The 16,422-nt window shown below is 67.4% G+C and carries 15 protein-coding genes and 1 tRNA gene; 7 read left to right on the top strand and 9 right to left on the bottom strand.

The window, feature by feature from the left end; translation table 11 throughout:
- Nucleotides 1-34 precede the first annotated feature (34 nt).
- A complete protein-coding gene (locus QHF83_RS10120; protein ID WP_282417574.1) occupies nucleotides 35-484 on the bottom strand; it encodes a hypothetical protein in 450 nt (149 codons plus the stop codon).
- 60 nt (nucleotides 485-544) lie between these two features.
- Here QHF83_RS10120 and QHF83_RS10115 point away from each other — a divergent pair, with 60 nt between their 5' ends.
- Nucleotides 545-1,015 (top strand): hypothetical protein, encoded by a 471-nt coding sequence (locus tag QHF83_RS10115; RefSeq protein WP_282417573.1) that lies wholly within the window; start codon nucleotides 545-547, stop codon nucleotides 1,013-1,015.
- 1 nt (nucleotide 1,016) lies between these two features.
- On the opposite strand, the gene QHF83_RS10110 is transcribed toward QHF83_RS10115, so the two are convergent.
- Genes QHF83_RS10110 through tssI form a run of 5 tightly spaced genes read right to left on the bottom strand, consistent with a single transcriptional unit; the run spans nucleotide 1,017 to nucleotide 8,275 of the window.
- Nucleotides 1,017-1,418 (bottom strand): DUF4150 domain-containing protein, encoded by a 402-nt coding sequence (locus tag QHF83_RS10110; protein WP_282417572.1) that lies wholly within the window; start codon nucleotides 1,416-1,418, stop codon nucleotides 1,017-1,019.
- 17 nt (nucleotides 1,419-1,435) lie between these two features.
- Nucleotides 1,436-2,086 (bottom strand): DUF3540 domain-containing protein, encoded by a 651-nt coding sequence (locus tag QHF83_RS10105; protein WP_282417571.1) that lies wholly within the window; start codon nucleotides 2,084-2,086, stop codon nucleotides 1,436-1,438.
- Nucleotides 2,079-3,161, bottom strand: a complete 1,083-nt coding sequence (locus QHF83_RS10100; RefSeq protein WP_282417570.1) for a pentapeptide repeat-containing protein — start codon at nucleotides 3,159-3,161, stop codon at nucleotides 2,079-2,081. Before QHF83_RS10100 ends, QHF83_RS10105 begins: the two co-directional genes overlap by 8 nt.
- Nucleotides 3,142-5,796 carry a DUF2169 domain-containing protein gene (locus QHF83_RS10095; RefSeq protein ID WP_282417569.1) on the bottom strand — a complete coding sequence of 885 codons (2,655 nt, stop codon included), beginning with the start codon at nucleotides 5,794-5,796 and terminating at the stop codon, nucleotides 3,142-3,144. The genes QHF83_RS10100 and QHF83_RS10095 overlap by 20 nt, the downstream gene beginning before the upstream one ends.
- A gap of 25 nt (nucleotides 5,797-5,821) precedes the next feature.
- Nucleotides 5,822-8,275, bottom strand: coding sequence for a type VI secretion system tip protein TssI/VgrG (gene tssI, locus QHF83_RS10090; protein ID WP_282417568.1), 2,454 nt, complete (start codon nucleotides 8,273-8,275; stop codon nucleotides 5,822-5,824).
- Nucleotides 8,276-8,412: 137 nt separating this feature from the next.
- Between tssI and QHF83_RS10085 the strand changes: the two genes are divergently transcribed.
- Together QHF83_RS10085 and QHF83_RS10080 are read left to right on the top strand one after the other, a co-directional pair.
- Nucleotides 8,413-9,735 carry an amidohydrolase gene (locus tag QHF83_RS10085; protein WP_282417567.1) on the top strand — a complete coding sequence of 441 codons (1,323 nt, stop codon included), beginning with the start codon at nucleotides 8,413-8,415 and terminating at the stop codon, nucleotides 9,733-9,735.
- 58 nt (nucleotides 9,736-9,793) lie between these two features.
- Nucleotides 9,794-10,171, top strand: a complete 378-nt coding sequence (locus QHF83_RS10080) for a hypothetical protein (RefSeq protein ID WP_282417566.1) — start codon at nucleotides 9,794-9,796, stop codon at nucleotides 10,169-10,171.
- A 42-nt stretch (nucleotides 10,172-10,213) separates the two neighbouring features.
- Here the strand turns inward: QHF83_RS10080 and QHF83_RS10075 are convergent, their stop codons facing one another.
- A complete protein-coding gene (locus QHF83_RS10075) occupies nucleotides 10,214-11,737 on the bottom strand; it encodes an anthranilate synthase component I family protein (protein WP_282417565.1) in 1,524 nt (507 codons plus the stop codon).
- 102 nt (nucleotides 11,738-11,839) lie between these two features.
- On the opposite strand from QHF83_RS10075, the gene QHF83_RS10070 reads away from it, so the two are divergent.
- Complete coding sequence (locus tag QHF83_RS10070; protein ID WP_282417564.1) at nucleotides 11,840-12,526, top strand: thioredoxin family protein; 687 nt, start codon at nucleotides 11,840-11,842, stop codon at nucleotides 12,524-12,526.
- Here QHF83_RS10070 and QHF83_RS10065 read toward each other — a convergent pair.
- Entirely contained in the window at nucleotides 12,523-13,131 is a 609-nt protein-coding gene (locus QHF83_RS10065) for a response regulator (protein WP_136930390.1), read from the bottom strand. The two genes, QHF83_RS10070 and QHF83_RS10065, sit on opposite strands and share 4 nt — an antisense overlap.
- A 416-nt stretch (nucleotides 13,132-13,547) precedes the next feature.
- On the opposite strand from QHF83_RS10065, the gene QHF83_RS10060 reads away from it, so the two are divergent.
- Nucleotides 13,548-13,621, top strand: a tRNA-Pro gene (locus QHF83_RS10060).
- A 130-nt stretch (nucleotides 13,622-13,751) separates the two neighbouring features.
- Complete coding sequence (gene aroB, locus QHF83_RS10055) at nucleotides 13,752-14,930, top strand: 3-dehydroquinate synthase (RefSeq protein ID WP_282417563.1); 1,179 nt, start codon at nucleotides 13,752-13,754, stop codon at nucleotides 14,928-14,930.
- A 54-nt stretch (nucleotides 14,931-14,984) separates the two neighbouring features.
- On the opposite strand, the gene QHF83_RS10050 is transcribed toward aroB, so the two are convergent.
- Entirely contained in the window at nucleotides 14,985-15,479 is a 495-nt protein-coding gene (locus QHF83_RS10050) for a hypothetical protein (RefSeq protein ID WP_282417562.1), read from the bottom strand.
- A 223-nt stretch (nucleotides 15,480-15,702) separates the two neighbouring features.
- Here QHF83_RS10050 and QHF83_RS10045 point away from each other — a divergent pair, with 223 nt between their 5' ends.
- Nucleotides 15,703-16,032: a hypothetical protein gene (locus tag QHF83_RS10045; RefSeq protein WP_282417561.1), complete on the top strand. Its 330-nt coding sequence runs from the start codon at nucleotides 15,703-15,705 to the stop codon at nucleotides 16,030-16,032.
- Nucleotides 16,033-16,422: the final 390 nt, after the last annotated feature.

Below are 16,422 nucleotides of genomic sequence, written 5' to 3'. Positions count from 1 at the left end.
ATGCGACAGCGTGATTCCGTGGCCAAGCAAAATGCTAAATCGATCGACACGCGAAGATGTGCTCGACCGCATCGACGAGCATCTGCTCCACGTATTCCTGCGAGATCTCGGACGGCGCCGCGAAACGCAAAAGATCCATCGGCGGCGGCGCGACCACGAGGTAGGCGAGCACCTCCGGAAAATCGCGCCAGTGGATCACGCAGAAGCCCACGAGATTCGTGCCGCGCGTCTTCGGCGCGCCCGAAAGGCCGAGGCACAATTCGATGCTCGGCTTTTCGGCCGCCTCGTCGATCGCGATCCATGGCGAATGCCCCGCGCGCTCGAGCTCTCTTTGCACCTCGAGCATCGCGGGCCGGATCACGCGCTCGCGCGCCTCGTCGAATTCGCGAAGGAATCGGGCTCCGTCCGCCTCGGACTTTTCTTTCTGCCGCGCCGCATAACGCGCGGCCATGCGCTCGATCCGGAAGCGGTTCTGCTCCTTCATCGCTCGGCGACTATACACGTGGCTAGCGAGGGCGGCCATGGTCCTGATACACTCTCGCCCGTGGACCTCCCCGCTCCGCCGAAACAAGGCGCGTCGACGCAGCTCGTCCTCGGCAGTGTTTTCACGGGCCTCGGCGCGCTCCTCCTGCTCGCCGGCCTCGCGCAGCTCCTTTTTTTCTGGGACCGGACGCCGGGCGGGCTCACGATCGAGCCCATCGTCGTGCCCATGGGCCTCATCCTCGGGCTCGTCGGCGTGCGTTTCCTCCGCCGCGAGCTCGGCGCGCGCTGGCTCGCGCAAAATGGCCTCGACGCCCAGGCCGAGGTCTTGCGTATCGCCCACACGGGCGAGCTCGTCCAGCGCCAGGGAGTCGTCTGCGTGCTGAGCCTTCGCGTGCACCTGCCCGACCAGGCGCCTTACGACGTCTCCGTTCGATACCTCATGGGCCCGTACGACGGGCTGCGCATCATCCCGGGCAAATACATCAACGTGAAGGTGAGCCCGAAGGACCGCAGGAACGTCGCGCCCGCGTGACTCAGGGCCCGAGGCTCAGCACCGTCGGCTGGCTCGGCACGATTCGCATGCCGGGGCAATTCGTGCTGTTTTGAATCGACATGCTGGTCATCTTCGTGACCGGCATTCCGCCGATGAGCACGGTGAACGACCCGGTCACGTGACGCACCGGCCCCATCACCATGCCTGACGCCACGCCCGTCGCGATGCCCGGGTTATCGCCCACGCTCATCACGATCGGCGTCGCCATGTTGTGCGTCGGTGTGCACATCGTGAGCACGTTCCAGACCGGCGGACATGCCATCGGCCCGAATCCCATGTTTGGATAGGGAATCGGCACCGGGGCCGGCGCGGGCGGCACGGGCGTGAGGCACACGTCCGGGAAGCCCATGTTCATGCCCATCATCTGCGTATTGACGAACATCGGCCCATCCCTCCTTATCAGCCGAGGTGCACCTGATCGGCGTTCACCTTCACGAGGTCCGTCGCCGTCACGAGCGTGTTTTCGCCGCGGAGATGCGCATTGCCTTGCGCCGCCCAGTCGATGTGCTGCGCGCGCACCTGATCGATCTCCTCGACCGTGCGATACGAGCGCTTCACCCGCTGGCTGAATCGATCGAGCGCCGCGTCGAACGTCGACGCCAGCATCTTCACCTTCCCGAACTCCGCCTTCACGGCGGCGCCCACCACGTCGATCCACTCCGCCGACAAACGCGCCCGCAGCGCCTTCACGGTCACCTCGGAGCCCGCCACGTTCACGGGGGCCGCGGCCACCACGTCCACGCCTTCTTGCGCCGCGATTTCGACCTTTCCGCTCGGCGCGCGCAGCTCGAGATCGCCCTCCACGGCAATCGTCGTCTTTTGCGAGTCTTTTCGCTCCAGCACTGCCAGGACGAACGAATCGCCTTCCTCCTCCGTGGCCACGAGGACGCGGTCACCGAGGGCCGGCGCGACGAGGCAACTCGCGGCGCGCTTCGCGTTCACCTCGGCGAGCGCCGTGCGTACGGAATAGCCCTCCGGCCCCGTCGAAACGACCTCGCCGAACTCCTGCCACACGGTCTTCGCCGCGAGCTTTCGCGCCGCGTTATGCATCGCCGTCTCCTTTCCAGATCCGCTGGTGCTTGTCCCGCCAAAGTTCTGCTTCCGCGAGGTCTGCCTCGTCGCCGAGCGCGCCTGCCCGGCCGAGCGGATACCTTGCGCCCCCGTCCTTCACCCGGTGGAGCTTCGTCCTGTACATCTTCGCGCCCGAGAAATCGGCCCCCTCGATCGACGCGTGCGAAAAATCCGCATACGTGAGATCGCAATTCTTGAAGCTCGCGCCCGGGGCCTTCGCCTCGTGCCAGATCGACATCTCCAGGATCGCATCGTCGAACGGCACGGCCGGCGCGATCACCTTCGGCAGCAGCGCCTCTTTCAGGTTCGCCCCGCGCGCATCCACCCCTTCGAGCCGCGCTTCGAAAAAGATCGCATTCTTCGCATCGGCCCGCGTGAGCTTCGCGCCCTTCAGGTTCGCGCCCTTGAAATTGACCTGCGTGATCTTCGCCTTCTCGAAATTGCACCCTTCGAGGTTCGCGTCATTGAGCTGCGTCAGGTGGAGATCCACCCCCGCGAATGAATGCCCCGCGAGCTTCGCCTCCGTCAGCACCGTCATTTCGAGCTTCGCGCCGGCGAGGCTCACGCCCACGAGGTCCGCGCGGAAGAGGGCGGTGCGCTTGAGGTTCGTCCCCGCGAGGTTCGCGCCCTTGAAGCTCGATTCGAGCAGCGACGCCCGTTCGAGGTTCGCCCCCGCGAGGCTCGCCTCGTCGAAGCAGGCTTTCGAAAAGTTCGCGAGCAAGAGCGACGCCGACGCGAGCTCGGCCGCCGTGAAATCGCACCCGCTCGACGTCACGTTCACGAGCTCGACGCCGCCGAGCTTCGCCATGACGAACCGCGTGGTCATCACGGTCCCGTGCTTGAAACTCGCGCCTTCGAGCACCGCGTTCGCGAAATCGCATTGCGTGAACGTGGCCTCGCGCAGGTTCGCGCCTGCCAGGTTCGCGCCGCGGAACGACGTATTCGCGAAGACCGCGCCGCGCAGGTCCGCGCCCGCGAGGTCCTTGCCGCCGAGGTCCGCGCCGTCGAAGAGCTCGCCGTTGCGGACGAGGTTCTCAAGCGTTGCCTTGTCCATCGTCCCCTCGGCTTTGCAGATATCGGAAGTGCTTCAAATTCGCGCCCTTGAAGCTCGTCTTCGTATCACCCACCATCCGCGCCCCGTCGGCCCGGAACAGGTTCGCCTCCTCGAAATTCGCGCCCGCCACCATCGCCCGCGCCAGGATCGCCGACAGAAAATCGGCCCCGCGCAGATCCGCGTTCGTGAGGTTCGCCCGCTCGAAGCGCGACTCGGCCGCGCGCACGCCCATGAGCTTCGCGCCCGTGAGGTCCGACTCCGAGAAATCGGCCGTGTGCAGGGTCGCGGCCACGAACGTGCTCCCGGCGAGCCGCGCCCCGCGCAGGTTCGCCCGGGTCATGTCCGTATCGCGGAAATCCGCATTCGTGAACCGCGTCCCTTTCTCGACCCGCACGACGCGCAGGTTCTGAAGGCTCGCGCGCCGGAAGATCGCCCCGTCGCCCTCCACGTCGAGGAACACCGATTGATCGAGCTTCGCCACCGAGAAGTTCGTCCTCGTGCAATCGACGTCCAGGAAATTGCATTTCTCCAGCACCGAGCCGGAGAGATCCGCCCCTGCGAGCGACACCTTGGAGAACATGAGCTCCTCGGCCTTGCAGCCCATGAGCTTCGTCCCTTCGAGCTTCGCCTCCGTGAAATCGGTCTTGTCGAGCGTCGCCTTTTCGAGGTTCGCTCGCGTGAGGTTGGCCCGGAAAAACTGCACGCGCCGGATGTTCGTGTTCTCCGAGAAATCGGCCTCCGTGAGGTCCGCGCAGCCGAGGTTCGCCTCTTCGAGCCGCGCCCCGCGAAACACCGCGCCCTTCGCCCGTGCGTGCGCGAGGACCGCACGGTAGAGGTTTGCCTCGTCGAACCGACACCCCTCCAGGTTCGCCGACTCGAAAAACGACTCCGAGAGATCGGCCTTGCGGAAATCGATCCCCGAGAGGTCCACCCCGGAAAAATCGCGGCCCGCGAGGCTCTCGCCCTTGCGCAGCGCTTCTTCCACCTCGGCGCGGACCTTCCGCCCGTCCTCCTCGTCGAGTGGCGGCATCGCCTCGACCCGGTGCGCGGTCAGCCGATAGGCCTCTTTCGTCTTTTGCTCGGCGAGGACGAGCTTCTCCTCGATCGCTGGATCGTGCAGCTTTTGATACACCTCGTCCGGCATCGGCACGCCCGTCGCCTCGCTGAGCGTCGCGAGCCCGCGGAGCGTTTCGAGCTCCTTTTGCGCGCTGAACTTCGGTGGACCGAGCGAGCGCCGCTTCTCCCGCGCGAGGACCTCGTCCGGATCGAGCTTCGCTTCCTTGCACGATTGCCGGAATCGCTCCATCGCCTGCTGCTTCAGGACCTCGGCCTCCTTGTGGACCTCGGCCACCTTCTTGTCGACGGACTCCATGAAGGCGAGCACGTCGCCATTGGGGATCTCCTCCGGCGGCGGGAGCTTTTCGGGCACCCTCCCTTCCGGATCGAGCCCCACACCGCGGATCATCTCGCGGGCCCGCTGCAATTCGAGCTCCGCGCGCCGTCGCAAATTCTGTTCGAGGCTGCCCTCGCGTTCGAGCAGGATCTTCGTATCGTCGTTCCCGCTCGGCTTGAGCACGCCCACGCCCTCGGGCAACAGATCGCTGTCCTTGAGCGCGTGGAGCGGCCCGCGCTCCTTGTCGAGGCGGCGTCGCCGTACTTCCTCGTAATGGGACCGCGGCTTCACCTCGCCCAGACGTTCGAGGGCCACCATGACCTCGTTCACTTCGAGCTCGTCGTCCGTCGCGACCGGGAAAATGCCGCGATAGATCAGCGCGACGCGCTCGACGTGCGGGAAGATCCACACCGTGTCGCAGTGCATCGGCACCTCGACGCGCTCCTCTGCGCTGCGCGTCCCGACGAACGCCCGCGCCAAGAAGCCCGGCAGCGCCGCCTCGATCTTCGGTTTGTCCGGGTGCATGTTCTCCACGACGAACGCCTCGTCGCCGCGGAAATACCCGGGCATCCACTGATCCTCGGGGGCCACGTTGAAGAAGAGCGGATCGAAATCCTCGGGCAGCTCGGGATATCGCGTCTTCAGCCACTTCTGGCCATACGTGCCGACGCGCTTCGAGCGCGGCTCCCACGTGAGGTCGAGCGGGCCGAAGCCCGCGGGAGGCGGCTCGTCGCCGGGCGATTTGACGAGCCGGCTCGGCCATTCCACGTTCGGCAAGGGGTGCGCCTTCTTGCCGTCGACCGTGATCGGCCGCTTGCCCTTGCCCACGGGGTTTCGCGCATCCCCCTCGCCGCCGAACGCATTCTCCCAGCGAATGCGCATCTTCGTGTATGGCACGGGCTCGGACGGGCCCGTCGCGCCCCAGGTCCGGTCACCGACGACGTAGAGCTTCTTGTCGATACGGCCGAGGGAGAGCCGCACCTGCCGCGCAATCGCGGGCGCGGGGCCCGCCGCGAAGCCCTCGCAGAGCAGCTCGCCGCGCACCTTGGGCAATCCATGGTCGAAGACGCCGGTGCCCTCGTCGGTGAACGTCGTGACGACGTTTCCGTCGTTGACGAGCAGGCCCGCGCCTTCGCCGCCGAATTGCAGCATGAAGGTCACGGACAGGCAGCCGCGGCCGGGCAATCCGATCGACTGGACGCGAACGGACGGGATCAATCCTGCGGGTTTGATCGTGCGCACGTGAATATCGTCCCGGCGAGCGCGCTCAGTTGATGAGCTGGATCGCGGCGCGCGACATGAAGGCCGCGCCCGTGAACACGAGCGTCGGGGTCTGGACCATGAACACGCCGGCCGACATGAACGCAAACCCCGCGGTCGCCTCGGCGACCTTCATCGGCGTCGCGCGGAGGTCGAGCACGGCGGCGTACTCGGCCTTGATGCTGGCGGCGAGCGTCAGATCGATGGAAGCCTTCACGTCGATGAAGACGCCCACCTTCAGGTTGAACTCGGCGGCGAGCGTGAAGTTCGCGTTCGCTTGCGCGTTCAGCGTGAGGCCCTTGCCGTACGTCAGCTCGGTCTTGTCGGCGTTCACGATCTTGAACTGCTTGCCGAGGATGTTCGTCGTCTTGTCGCCCTTGATGTCGCCCGTGTATTTGCCCTCGGTCGTGACGTTGATGTTGCCCTTGGCGTAGAGCTCGATATCGCCGCCCGAGCTCTTGAACGTCGCTTTCCCCGTGCTCTCGTACGACTGCGTGCCCGCAGTCGCCTTCATGTCGATGTTCTGGTTCGTCGTCGCCTTGAAATTGCCGCCGGTCACCGAGACGTTGAAATCGCTGTTCCCGGGCGCGGCGAGCCCCGTGCCGGCGCCGACGTTGAACGAGACGCCGCCGTCCACCGCGACGCCCATCCCGCCCGAAATGCCGACCTTCTGCCCGCCGGCCGTGATCGAGAGGTCCTGCCCCTTCGCGATCGTCGTCACCTGCCGGTCGTTGAAATTCTCGGTGACGAGCTTCGTGACCGTCTCGGTCTTCACGTCCTCGTACGTCTCGGTGACGGAGCCCTTCACCTTCTCCGTCTTCACGCCCGCGCCGGGCCCGTGATAGCCGACCTCGACGTTCCAATCTCCGCCCGCGTCGAGCAGCGTCGCCGCGTCGGTGTGGATGATCATCGTGTGGCCTTCATTCGGCGAGCCCATGCGCACGTACGAATTCGTGTGCGGCGTGGACATCGTGATGCGCTGCTGCCCCGCCTTGTCCTCGAGCTCGAGCCGGTTGCGCCCGCCCGTCTGGATCACGTTCTTCGTGTGATTGCCGCTCGTGACCGGGCTCGGCGTGTGCGCGTTCGGCACGACGCCCGAGATGACGGGGCGGTCCGGGTCGCCGCCGAGGAAGCTGAAGACGACCTCGGTGTTCTTGCGGAGCGGGAAATGGAACCCCTCCACGCCGCCGCCGTGCGGCTGCATCATGCGCACGAACGTGCTCGCCTTGCCGTCCTTCAGGTTCGTCTCGTCGAACTTGAACTTGACCGAATACCGGCCCTGATCGTCGATCTGCGCGTATTCGCTGTCGGCCGGCCCGTCCACGGAGCCATTCTCGTAGCCGTAGATCCGCGGCCATTGCGTGCGCGCCTCCGGCCGGAACTGCGTGCCCTCCGGGGTCGCCTCGATCTCGACGTAATACACCTCGTCGTGCTCCAGATCGAGCAGCTGCTTGAACGCCGACGCGCCCGCGGCCTGGTTGCCGTGGTGGCGCGCCTCGACCGCGAGGTAGCGAGCATTGAGCGCCGCGCGCGGGTGCTCCTCGAGCTCGAAGACGTGCCCGGCGCGCAGGTGCGACCGCGTGCCGCGCGCCTGGAACACGACCTCGCGCGCGCGCATCTCCTCGGCCCGGAGCTTCGCCAATCGCTCGCCCGCGGCGGCCGAGAAGAACCGTTCGCCGTAGAGGCTCACCTCGCCCGCGCCGTTCGACGAGACCTGCGCCGAACCGGCGATGGTGAGGTTTGGCCGGGCATAGTCGTAATCCTTGAGCTTGACCATCGACGGCAGCGTGCGGTGGCGGCTCGTGAACGCGCGGAACGAGGGCCCGGCGCTCCGATCCTGCCCGGTCTGCGGGAAATACCGCACGGGTTTGCCGATGATGTCCTCCTCGTACGAGGCGCCGTCGCTGATGACGAGCTTCTCGCCGTCCTCGCCGTGGATGAAGTAATAATAGATGCCCTCGCGCTCCATCCAGCGCGAGATGAAATCGAGGTCGCTCTCTCGGTACTGGCAGATGTGTTCTTCCGTCTCGTACGATCCGAGGCGGAGCTCGTAATCGTCGCCGGAGAGGCCGTTCTCCGCGAGGATCGACTCGATCACCTCGGGCAGCTTCTTCTTCGTGAAGATCCGGCTGTGCTTGGAGAGCCCGAGCAGCCATAGCCGCGGGACGAGCACCGCGCGGACGAGCGAGCGGCCCTCGACCGCGTGCAGGAGCTCGACGCTCGCCAGGATCCCGGCGAACACGAACGGCGGCAGCTTGTCGTCCGCTCGGTCGATCACGAGCTGCGCCTTCGCGCCGATCGCGTCGCCGAGATCCAGCCCGTCGCCCTCTTCCCCTTCGAGCGACAGAAAGATTTCGAACTCGTACGTCCGGGAGATCGCCTCGACGCCGCGGAATGCGATCACGCGCGTCGTATCCGGCAGCACGCTCGACGAGATGTTGATGAGGTCGGTCAAAGCCATGGCCCACGCTCTCCCGGGGATTCCCCCAAAGTCCTCGAAGCGCCGCCGAGACTACCATTGTCCCTCGTGCTTTGGGATCACGAATCTTCGTTGTAGGATGCGCCACGGCGCAGGCGCCCGGAGCCGGAGGACGAGCTGTGAAGACGCTGATCAAAAACGTGGACATTGTAACGCTCGACGAAAAAGGCACGGTGATCCGCGGCGGCGCCATCGCCATCGACGGCGCGCGTATCGTGGCCGTCGGGAAGGCGCCCGTCGAATTCGTGCCCGACACGACGATCGACGGCGCGAATCACGTCGCTGTCCCCGGATTTTTCAACGCCCACTGCCACGCGTCGATGTCGCTCGTGCGCGGCTACGCGGAGGACCTGCCGCTCGATCGCTGGTTCAACGAGCGCGTCTGGGTCGCCGAATCCGCGCTCGGCCCCGAGGAAGTGCGCGCCGGTGCGCAGCTCGCCGCGTGCGAGATGATCCGCTCGGGCACGGTCGCTTTCAATGATCACTACTTCTACATGGACCACGTCGCCGAGGTCGTGGAGGCGTCGGGGATGCGCGCCTCGCTCACGTGGTGCCAGTTCGGGCTCGGCGCGGGCAAGGAGGTCGGCGCGGATCTCGAAGGCGCGCTCGCGTTCGCGGAGCGATGGAACGGCAAAGCGGACGGGCGTATCCGCGCGATGCTCGGGCCGCACTCGCCTTACGTCTGTCCACCCGCGTTCCTGCGCGAGATCGCGGCCCTCGCGAAGGAGAGGGGCCTCGGCCTCCACATTCACCTCGCCGAGAGCGAGGATCAGGTGAGCCGCTCGCTCGCCACGCACGGCGTGACGCCCGCGCGGCTGCTCGAAGAGACGGGCGTGCTCGACGTACCCACGATCGCGGCGCACGCGCTCTACTTGAGCGACGACGACGTGGCGATCCTCGCGCGGCACGGGACGACCGTGGCGTATTGCCCGATCACGTACATGAAGCTCGCGATGGGCCCGGGCGACGTGCCGCGGCTGCTCCGCGCGGGCGTCAACGTCGCGCTCGGGACCGACGGACCGGCGTCGAACAACGACATGGACATGAAGGAAGCCGTCCGCTTCCTCCCGCTGCTCCAGAAGCTCGCGCGCCGCGACGCCGAGGTGATCGCCGGCGACGCCTCGCTCCGCATCGCCACGCAGGCCGGCGCGCGCGCGATGGGTTTTTCCGAGGCGGGCATGCTCGAAGCCGGACGGCCGGCGGATCTCGTGCTCTTCGATTTCGACAAACCCCACCTCATGCCGCGCCACGACCTCGTCGCGAACCTCGTGCACGCGGCGAAGGGCAGCGACGTGAGCCACGTGTTCGTCGCGGGAAAACTCCTTTACGCGAACGGGACGATCCTGACGCTCGACGAGGAGAAGATCCGCGCCGAGGCCGAGCGCGCGGCATTCCGCATGGTTTCTCGTGATCTGACGGTCCTCCGCGAATACCAGTCCTAGCCGCGCGGACCCGGAGCGGAAAGGACGCGTCGCGCGCCTCTTGCATGCGCGCGGCTCCATGAATGAACTGAAGACGAGGCCTGCCGGCATCATCGTGGTGGCCGTGCTCATGGCGCTCAGCGGCGTGCTCACCGTGCTCTCCAGCGTGCCGGCCGTCACGGGCGCGGAGCTGCCGCCCTGGGCGATCGCGCTCGACGTCGCCGTCGGAATCGCCATGTTCGCCGTGGCGTGGGGGCTGCTCACGCTGCGCGCCTGGGCGTGGGTGGTGACGCTCGGCATCCAGGCCGTGAACGGCCTCTTCGCGATCGCATCGGTCGCGGCGGCGCCGGCCGCCTGGCCGGCGTGGATCGCCATTGTCGTGGCGGCGGCGGTCATCTTTTATTTGACGCGCCCGAACGTTCGATTGTCGTTCGGGGTGGGCGCGCCGCGCATTTGAAGAAACGGCCCGTCCGGACCGACGCGCGCCGCCGCGTGAGGCTCAGCCGGGATCGCCCGATCCACTCGAGCCCGCGTCCCCCTCGCCATTCGAATTCGTCGCGGCCGCGGCCGCCGCCTCCGCTGCGGCAGCCTCCGCCTTCTTCCGCTCCGCCTCCTCGCGCCGCTTCTGCAGCGCCGCGGCCTCCGCCTCGCGCCGCTCGACCGCGTCCTGGGCGCTCCGGATCGCCGCCAGCGCCGCGCGCGCCTTGATGCGCGTCTCCTCGGCCTCGCGCAGCGGATCGCTGTCCGCCACGATCCCTGCGCCCGCCGTCACCTCGAAGTCCGCGCCGCGCGCGATCACCGTGCGGATCGGGATGGCGAAGTCGACCGTTCCATCCGGCAGCACGTACCCGATCGCCCCGCCGTACACGCCGCGTGGACCCGGCTCGAGCTGGCGGATGATCTGCATCGCCCGCACCTTCGGCGCGCCCGAGAGCGTCCCCGCCGGCATCGCCGAGCGCACCGCGTCGATCGGCGACTTGTCCTCGGCGAGCGTCCCTTCCACCTCGCTCACGAGGTGCATCACGTGCGAGAAGCGCTGCACGCGCATCTCGCTCGTCACGGCCACCGACCCCGGCGCGGCCACGCGCCCCACGTCGTTCCGCGCCAGATCGACGAGCATCACGTGCTCGGCGCGCTCCTTCGGATCGGCCACGAGCTCGCGCTCGAGCGCCTCGTCCTCCTCCTGCGTCGCGCCGCGCTTGCGCGTCCCTGCGATCGGCCGGAGCGTCACCTTCCCGCCCGACACGCGAACCATCGTCTCCGGCGACGCGCCCGCGATCGCCATCCCCTCGGCGAACGGCGTCTCCGCGAAGTCCAGGAAGAACAGGTACGGCGAGGGCGAGAGCACACGGAGCGCGCGGTACACGTCGAACGCATCCGCGTTCCGCATCGGCGCGCGGAACGTACGAGCTAGAACGATCTGCAGGCAGTCGCCCGCCTCGATGTACTGCTTCGCCTTCGCGACCTTCGCCGCGTACGTGTCGTCGTCGATGTTCGGCTCGGCGAACAGCGCCTCCAGCGTCGGATCCGGCGACGGCAGCGGATCGAGCTCCGGCCCGTGCGTCATCTCCCACGCGCACCGATCGATCGCGCCCTTCGAGCGCCCCGCGATCGTGAGCGTCTGCTGGAGGTTGTCGAACACGACCACCGTGCAGTCGCGCATGAGCCGCCCGCTCATGCCCTCGTTCGGCCACGGCTTGATGCCGTTCGCCACGTTCGCCGCGTCGTAGACGAGAAAACCGACGAGCGCTTGCGAGAAACGCGCGGCGAGGCCCTCGGCGTTTTCGAGCTCGCCCGCGTCGCTCGCGAGCAGCTCCAGCGCGTTCGCGCCCGGCGGGTAGGCGTGCTCGGTGCGCGCGCGGTAGCCGAGGATCGAGTAGCGCCCCCAGCGCTCTCCAGGCAGCACGGACTCGAGCAGGAACGACGAGCGACCGGCGGATTGCGCTCGGAGCGCGTTGTACGCGCGGACGGGCGTGACGTGATCGGCGGCGAGGGTCCGGGTGAGGATCTGGCTCTGGCTCACGCGCGAGAGCGTACACCGAGCGAGCATGCCTTGCCGCGTGGATTCAGGCGTGCGCCCGCGCCTTGCTCCCATGCGACCGGGGCGGCATCGTGTGCCCTCGCGATGCGCACTTCGGCGAAGCACCTGTTCACTTTGTCCGCGTTCGTTCTGCTCACCGCGTGCGGCGGCGCGCGCTCCTACCCGAAGGACGCGCGCACCGTGATCGTCTCGCTCGACAAGATCGACTGCAGCGACTGCGGCGACGACATCGCCCGGGACTTGCGTGAGCACCCGGGCGTCTACGACGCTCGGTTCGATCGCCGCAAGGCCGAGGTCGAGGTCGTCGCCGCGCCGAACGTCGACGTGTTCGCGGCGGCCCGCAGGCTCGCCGCCGAGGACGGGTTCGAGGTGATCCTCGGCGCGGGCAAGGGCCGCTACCTCGAACACGCATCGTTTCCCGACGGCGCGGACGTGCGCACGGTCGTGGCGGACGGAAGCGACGTACCGGACCTCGCGCCGCATCTCGCGTCGGGCAAGGTCACGGTCGTCGACTTCTCTGCGGCGTGGTGCGGCCCGTGCCGCAAGGTGGACGAGCACATGGTGAAGGTCTTTTCCGCGCGCACGGATGTGGCGTACCGGCGGTTCGACGTGGGGGACTGGGACACGCCGCTCGCGAAGCGCTACCTCGCGAACGTGCCCCAGCTCCCGTACGTCGTCGTGTACGACAAGCGCGGCGCTGCGGTCGACCGCATCGCCGGTGTGGACCTCGCGCGGCTCGACCGCGCGATCGTGAAGGGCGCTTCGCCCTAGTACTGCCCGAAGAGGTCCTGGATGCGGGACTCCAGGGCGACCGCGATCTTGTAGAGCGACGAGATCGACGCGCTCGACTCGGCGCGCTCGATCTGCGAGAGAAGCGACACGCTGAGCCCCGTGCGGCGAGCCATCTGCTTCAGCGTCAGATCCTTCTCCTTGCGGAGGTTCCGGATCGTGTCGCCGATGACGCGGTGCAGCTGCTCTTCGGGTGTGCGCGCCAGGCCCTTCTTGCGCATCACGCGGGCGAGCACCTCGCGGAACTCGTCCACGTTGAAGGGCTTCTTGATGTAGTCGACGGCGTCGAGCTTCATCGATTGCACGGCGCTCTCCAGGTTCGGGAAGCCCGTGAAGATGACGACCGCGATGTCGGTGTCGACCTTGCGGATGCGCTTGAGCACCTCGATGCCGTCGAGCTTGGGCATCATCAGATCGAGGATGATGAGGTGATACCCGCCCGTGCGGACCTCTTCCTCCACGGCCGACGGGTCGACCAGGGTCTTCACCTGGTAGCCGTCCCGTTCGAGCAGCGTCTGCATGTAGTCGCAGATGGCTCGGTCATCGTCCACGATCAGGATGCGAACTGCCGGAAGCTCGATTGCCACCTTGTCCTCCTATTTCGCGGCCACATCGACTGGGGGTTTGGGGGCTGCGCTCGACCCGTCGAGCGCACCCCCAAACGTGGAAAGAGCTCTCGTCGACGCCCGAGGTCTTGGCCCGGACCGCCGGGCTACTTCCTCGAACCCCCCCCTGGAGTCGCCGCATGTTCGGCCTGGGGAGGCTCTGAGCGCCCCAGGTCACGTCTCGATTCCAGTAGCACTTTAACACGAGCCCGGCTGCTCCTGGATCGACTTTTTTGCTTGCGTTTCAAGATTTTTCCACCCATCCGACGTCCTCGGCGGACGTGGGGACGCCCAGGGCGGTGGACGCTCGGATGAAATCTCTGCTCGACAGGACTTGACAGAAGCGTCCGGTGCGAGCATGGTCCGCCCCCACGTCGGTGGTGAAAACCCGCGGCGTACGGGGCGTAGCGCAGCCTGGTAGCGCACTCGGTTCGGGACCGAGGAGTCGGAGGTTCAAATCCTCTCGCCCCGACAAGGTAGGAACGACACAGTACGGCAATCCCCGGTAGGCCCCGCCTCCCGGGGATTGTTCGTTTGTGCTCACGATCGCGCTCGACGGGTCGGTACGCCGCATGCAGGCGTGCTCACTTCCGGAGAGCGCTGTGATTGTCCACGTCAGAGCCTCGGCATCGTTCGAGTACCCCGTCTGCTTCACGAGCGACGTGTTCTCGCCGATGAACCGCGACTTGCGGCACCTCATCGCCGGGCGCGAGCCCGACGTTCGGCACCGCGTCGCGGCCATCGTCGATCGCGGAGCGATCGCTGCCCAGCCCGAGCTGAATTTGCACATCGAGCGGTATGCCCGGTGTCACAACGACGCGCTGGATCTCGTGGCTCCGCCGATCGTTCAGGGCGGGGGCGAGAGCATGAAGGACGACGCGACGTTGCCTGCGCGCCTGCAGGCGTACGTCCACGCCCTGGAGCTCGATCGACGCTCGGTCCTGCTCGTCGTGGGCGGTGCATCGCTGCTCGACCTCGTGGGCTTCGCCGCGTCGATGGTGCAGAGCGCGCCGCGCGTCGTCCGCGTGCCCACGACGACGCTCGCGCAGGCCGGACCCGCGGTGCTGCCGAAGAGCGCGATCAACGCGTTCGGCACGAAGGACTTTCTGTGCACGTTCCGCGCGCCGTACGCGGTCGTGTGCGACCGACGCTTCGTCGAGACCCAGAAGACGCGCGAAAAGGTCTTCGGCCTCGTCCAGGCCGTACGCGCCGCGCTCCTGTGGGACGAGGAGCTCTTCGACTGGATCGTCTTGCACGCCCACCGCCTCGCCTCGGGCGAGCGCGACGCCGTCGCGGAGCTGCTCCAGCAGAGCGCCGCGCTCCACGCCGACCTCGCGGCCACGGCGCCGAACGAGGACGTGTACGGCCCGGAAGGACCGCTCGCGTTCGGGGCGTGGTCGGCCGACCGGATCGAGCTCCACACCGAGCGGCGCATCCGGCAGGGCGAGGCGCTCGCGGTGGGCATCGCGCTCGACACGACGCTCGGCGCGCTGCACGGGACGAATACGGAGGCGGAGCGCGAATCGATCCACCGGCTGCTCGAGCGGCTCGGGCTGCGGCTGTGGCACGACACGCTCGGCAATGTCGACTCCGAGGGTCGGCTCTTGCTCCTCGACGGTTTGTCGGAGCGCTCCTTTGGGCGGTCGCCGCACGTGCCATTGCTGCAGGGGATCGGCAATGGCGTGATTCCGCACGAGCTACGCGAGGACGTGCTGCGCGAGGCCATCACGCGGCTGGCGCACCGAGACGCGCATCGGGCGCATGCATTCGCGCTGGCCTGAATAAGGAGACGGCGGCGCGCGGGGGAGCGGGCGCCGCCGCCATTCTTGCGTGGTTCAGCCGTTGGGGTCCGCGGGCTTGGCGGCCTCGGCGTTCTTGCGCCGCGTCTTTGCGGCCTTCTCGGCGACCTGCGCGTTGTATTTGATGGTCTTTTCGAATGCGGCGAGGACCGCTTCGTCTCCGCCGCGGCGGGCCGTCGACTTCACGGAATCGACGATCGCGGCGATGTCGTTCTCGCGCTCGTGGACCTTCTTCGCGCGTGATTCGCGGACGACCTCGAGGGCCTTGGCGAGCACGACCTCGTGCACGGCGAGTTTGTCGATCGAGACATTGGCGTCGAGGATGCGCTGATGGACCTTCGGCAGATTGCCGGCGTCCTCGCCGAGGGCGGGGATGCTCTGGGCGAGCTCTGCGAATACGTCGGCGAGGCCGTCGTGCTCGAAGCGGAGGTGGGCCATCGCGCCCGGGGCGAGGTCGACGAGGTCGGCCTCGCAATTCTTGAGGGAGAACTCGAACGGACCGGGATACGGCTTTGCAGCTACATTGGACATCGCGATACCTCTTTTGCAAGGGTTGCGGGAGAGGCAGGAACGTAATCAGGGAAATCGCGCCGTCGAGGGGCGGGCGTGATTCAGCACGAAAGCGACGGCGGGGGTCGACGAAGTCGTCGAGGGAGGTCGACGAAGTCGTCGAGGGAGGTCGACGAAGTCGTCGAGGGAGGTCGACGAAGTCGTCGGGCGGGACCGCGGGATCGTCGGGCGGGTCGACGAGCGCGTGGCGGCCGGCGACGAGGTCGAGAGGGCGGCCGACGAGGGCGTCGAGGAGGGCGACGAGGACGCGGGGCGGGTCGACGATTGCATCGGGCGAGGCGATGCGGGCGTCGGCGGGAACGAGGTCGTCGTCGGATTGCACGATGCATTCGTGGAGGAGCGCGTCGATCGCGTGGAGCGGGTCGACGATTACGTCGAGGCTCGCCGCGGAAACGTTGGCCGTCGCCTCATGTCCTGCGTGCACGTCTCGTACAAGTACGAGAGGCCGTCCCCCTCGCAACGCTCCTCTTCGAGAGCTTCCCGCTCCCCTGATACGCCCCCATCCCCGGCGTGACCATGGCGGCGATGGCGACGGTGGCGGCGAACCTCTGGAGGCGTTTCATGACGTGCTCCGCTCTCTCGAGCTGACCCTACACCACCGCTCGCGTGCCATGAACAAAAAGTTTGTCCCCGGACTTGACTATCACGTTTGTCCGCGGTAAGTAGCTCGGGCTGGTGTGGGGTCCTGTCGTGGTTGGCCAGGCGGCAGGGCTCCGCGCCGGTTCTTGCACCCGGGCCGAAGGCGAAGTGTTTGTCCGGGGGCTGGACGGTCGCATCTCCCACGATAAGACCGATTTCGGGGACCGGCGCGGAGCCGCTGTCGTTCGAGCCCAGACGGGCGACACGGCTCCGCGCCGGCTTTCCGGACGAACCCCCCCTGCGGATCGCCCTTCGTTACGGGTAC

Source organism: Polyangium sp. 15x6, assembly GCF_029960785.1.
Classification (GTDB): Bacteria; Myxococcota_A; Polyangia; order Polyangiales; family Polyangiaceae; genus Polyangium.
This window is presented reverse-complemented; position numbering and strand designations above follow the sequence as displayed.

Coding starts and splice junctions, on each gene's coding strand:
- QHF83_RS10120 (WP_282417574.1), bottom strand. CDS start 484: ATGAAGGAGCAGAACCGCTTCCGGATCGAGCGCATGGCCGCGCGTTAT.
- QHF83_RS10050 (WP_282417562.1), bottom strand. CDS start 15,479: ATGTCCAATGTAGCTGCAAAGCCGTATCCCGGTCCGTTCGAGTTCTCC.
- QHF83_RS10080 (WP_282417566.1), top strand. CDS start 9,794: ATGAATGAACTGAAGACGAGGCCTGCCGGCATCATCGTGGTGGCCGTG.
- QHF83_RS10105 (WP_282417571.1), bottom strand. CDS start 2,086: ATGCATAACGCGGCGCGAAAGCTCGCGGCGAAGACCGTGTGGCAGGAG.
- QHF83_RS10070 (WP_282417564.1), top strand. CDS start 11,840: ATGCGCACTTCGGCGAAGCACCTGTTCACTTTGTCCGCGTTCGTTCTG.
- tssI (WP_282417568.1), bottom strand. CDS start 8,275: ATGGCTTTGACCGACCTCATCAACATCTCGTCGAGCGTGCTGCCGGAT.
- QHF83_RS10100 (WP_282417570.1), bottom strand. CDS start 3,161: ATGGACAAGGCAACGCTTGAGAACCTCGTCCGCAACGGCGAGCTCTTC.
- QHF83_RS10110 (WP_282417572.1), bottom strand. CDS start 1,418: ATGTTCGTCAATACGCAGATGATGGGCATGAACATGGGCTTCCCGGAC.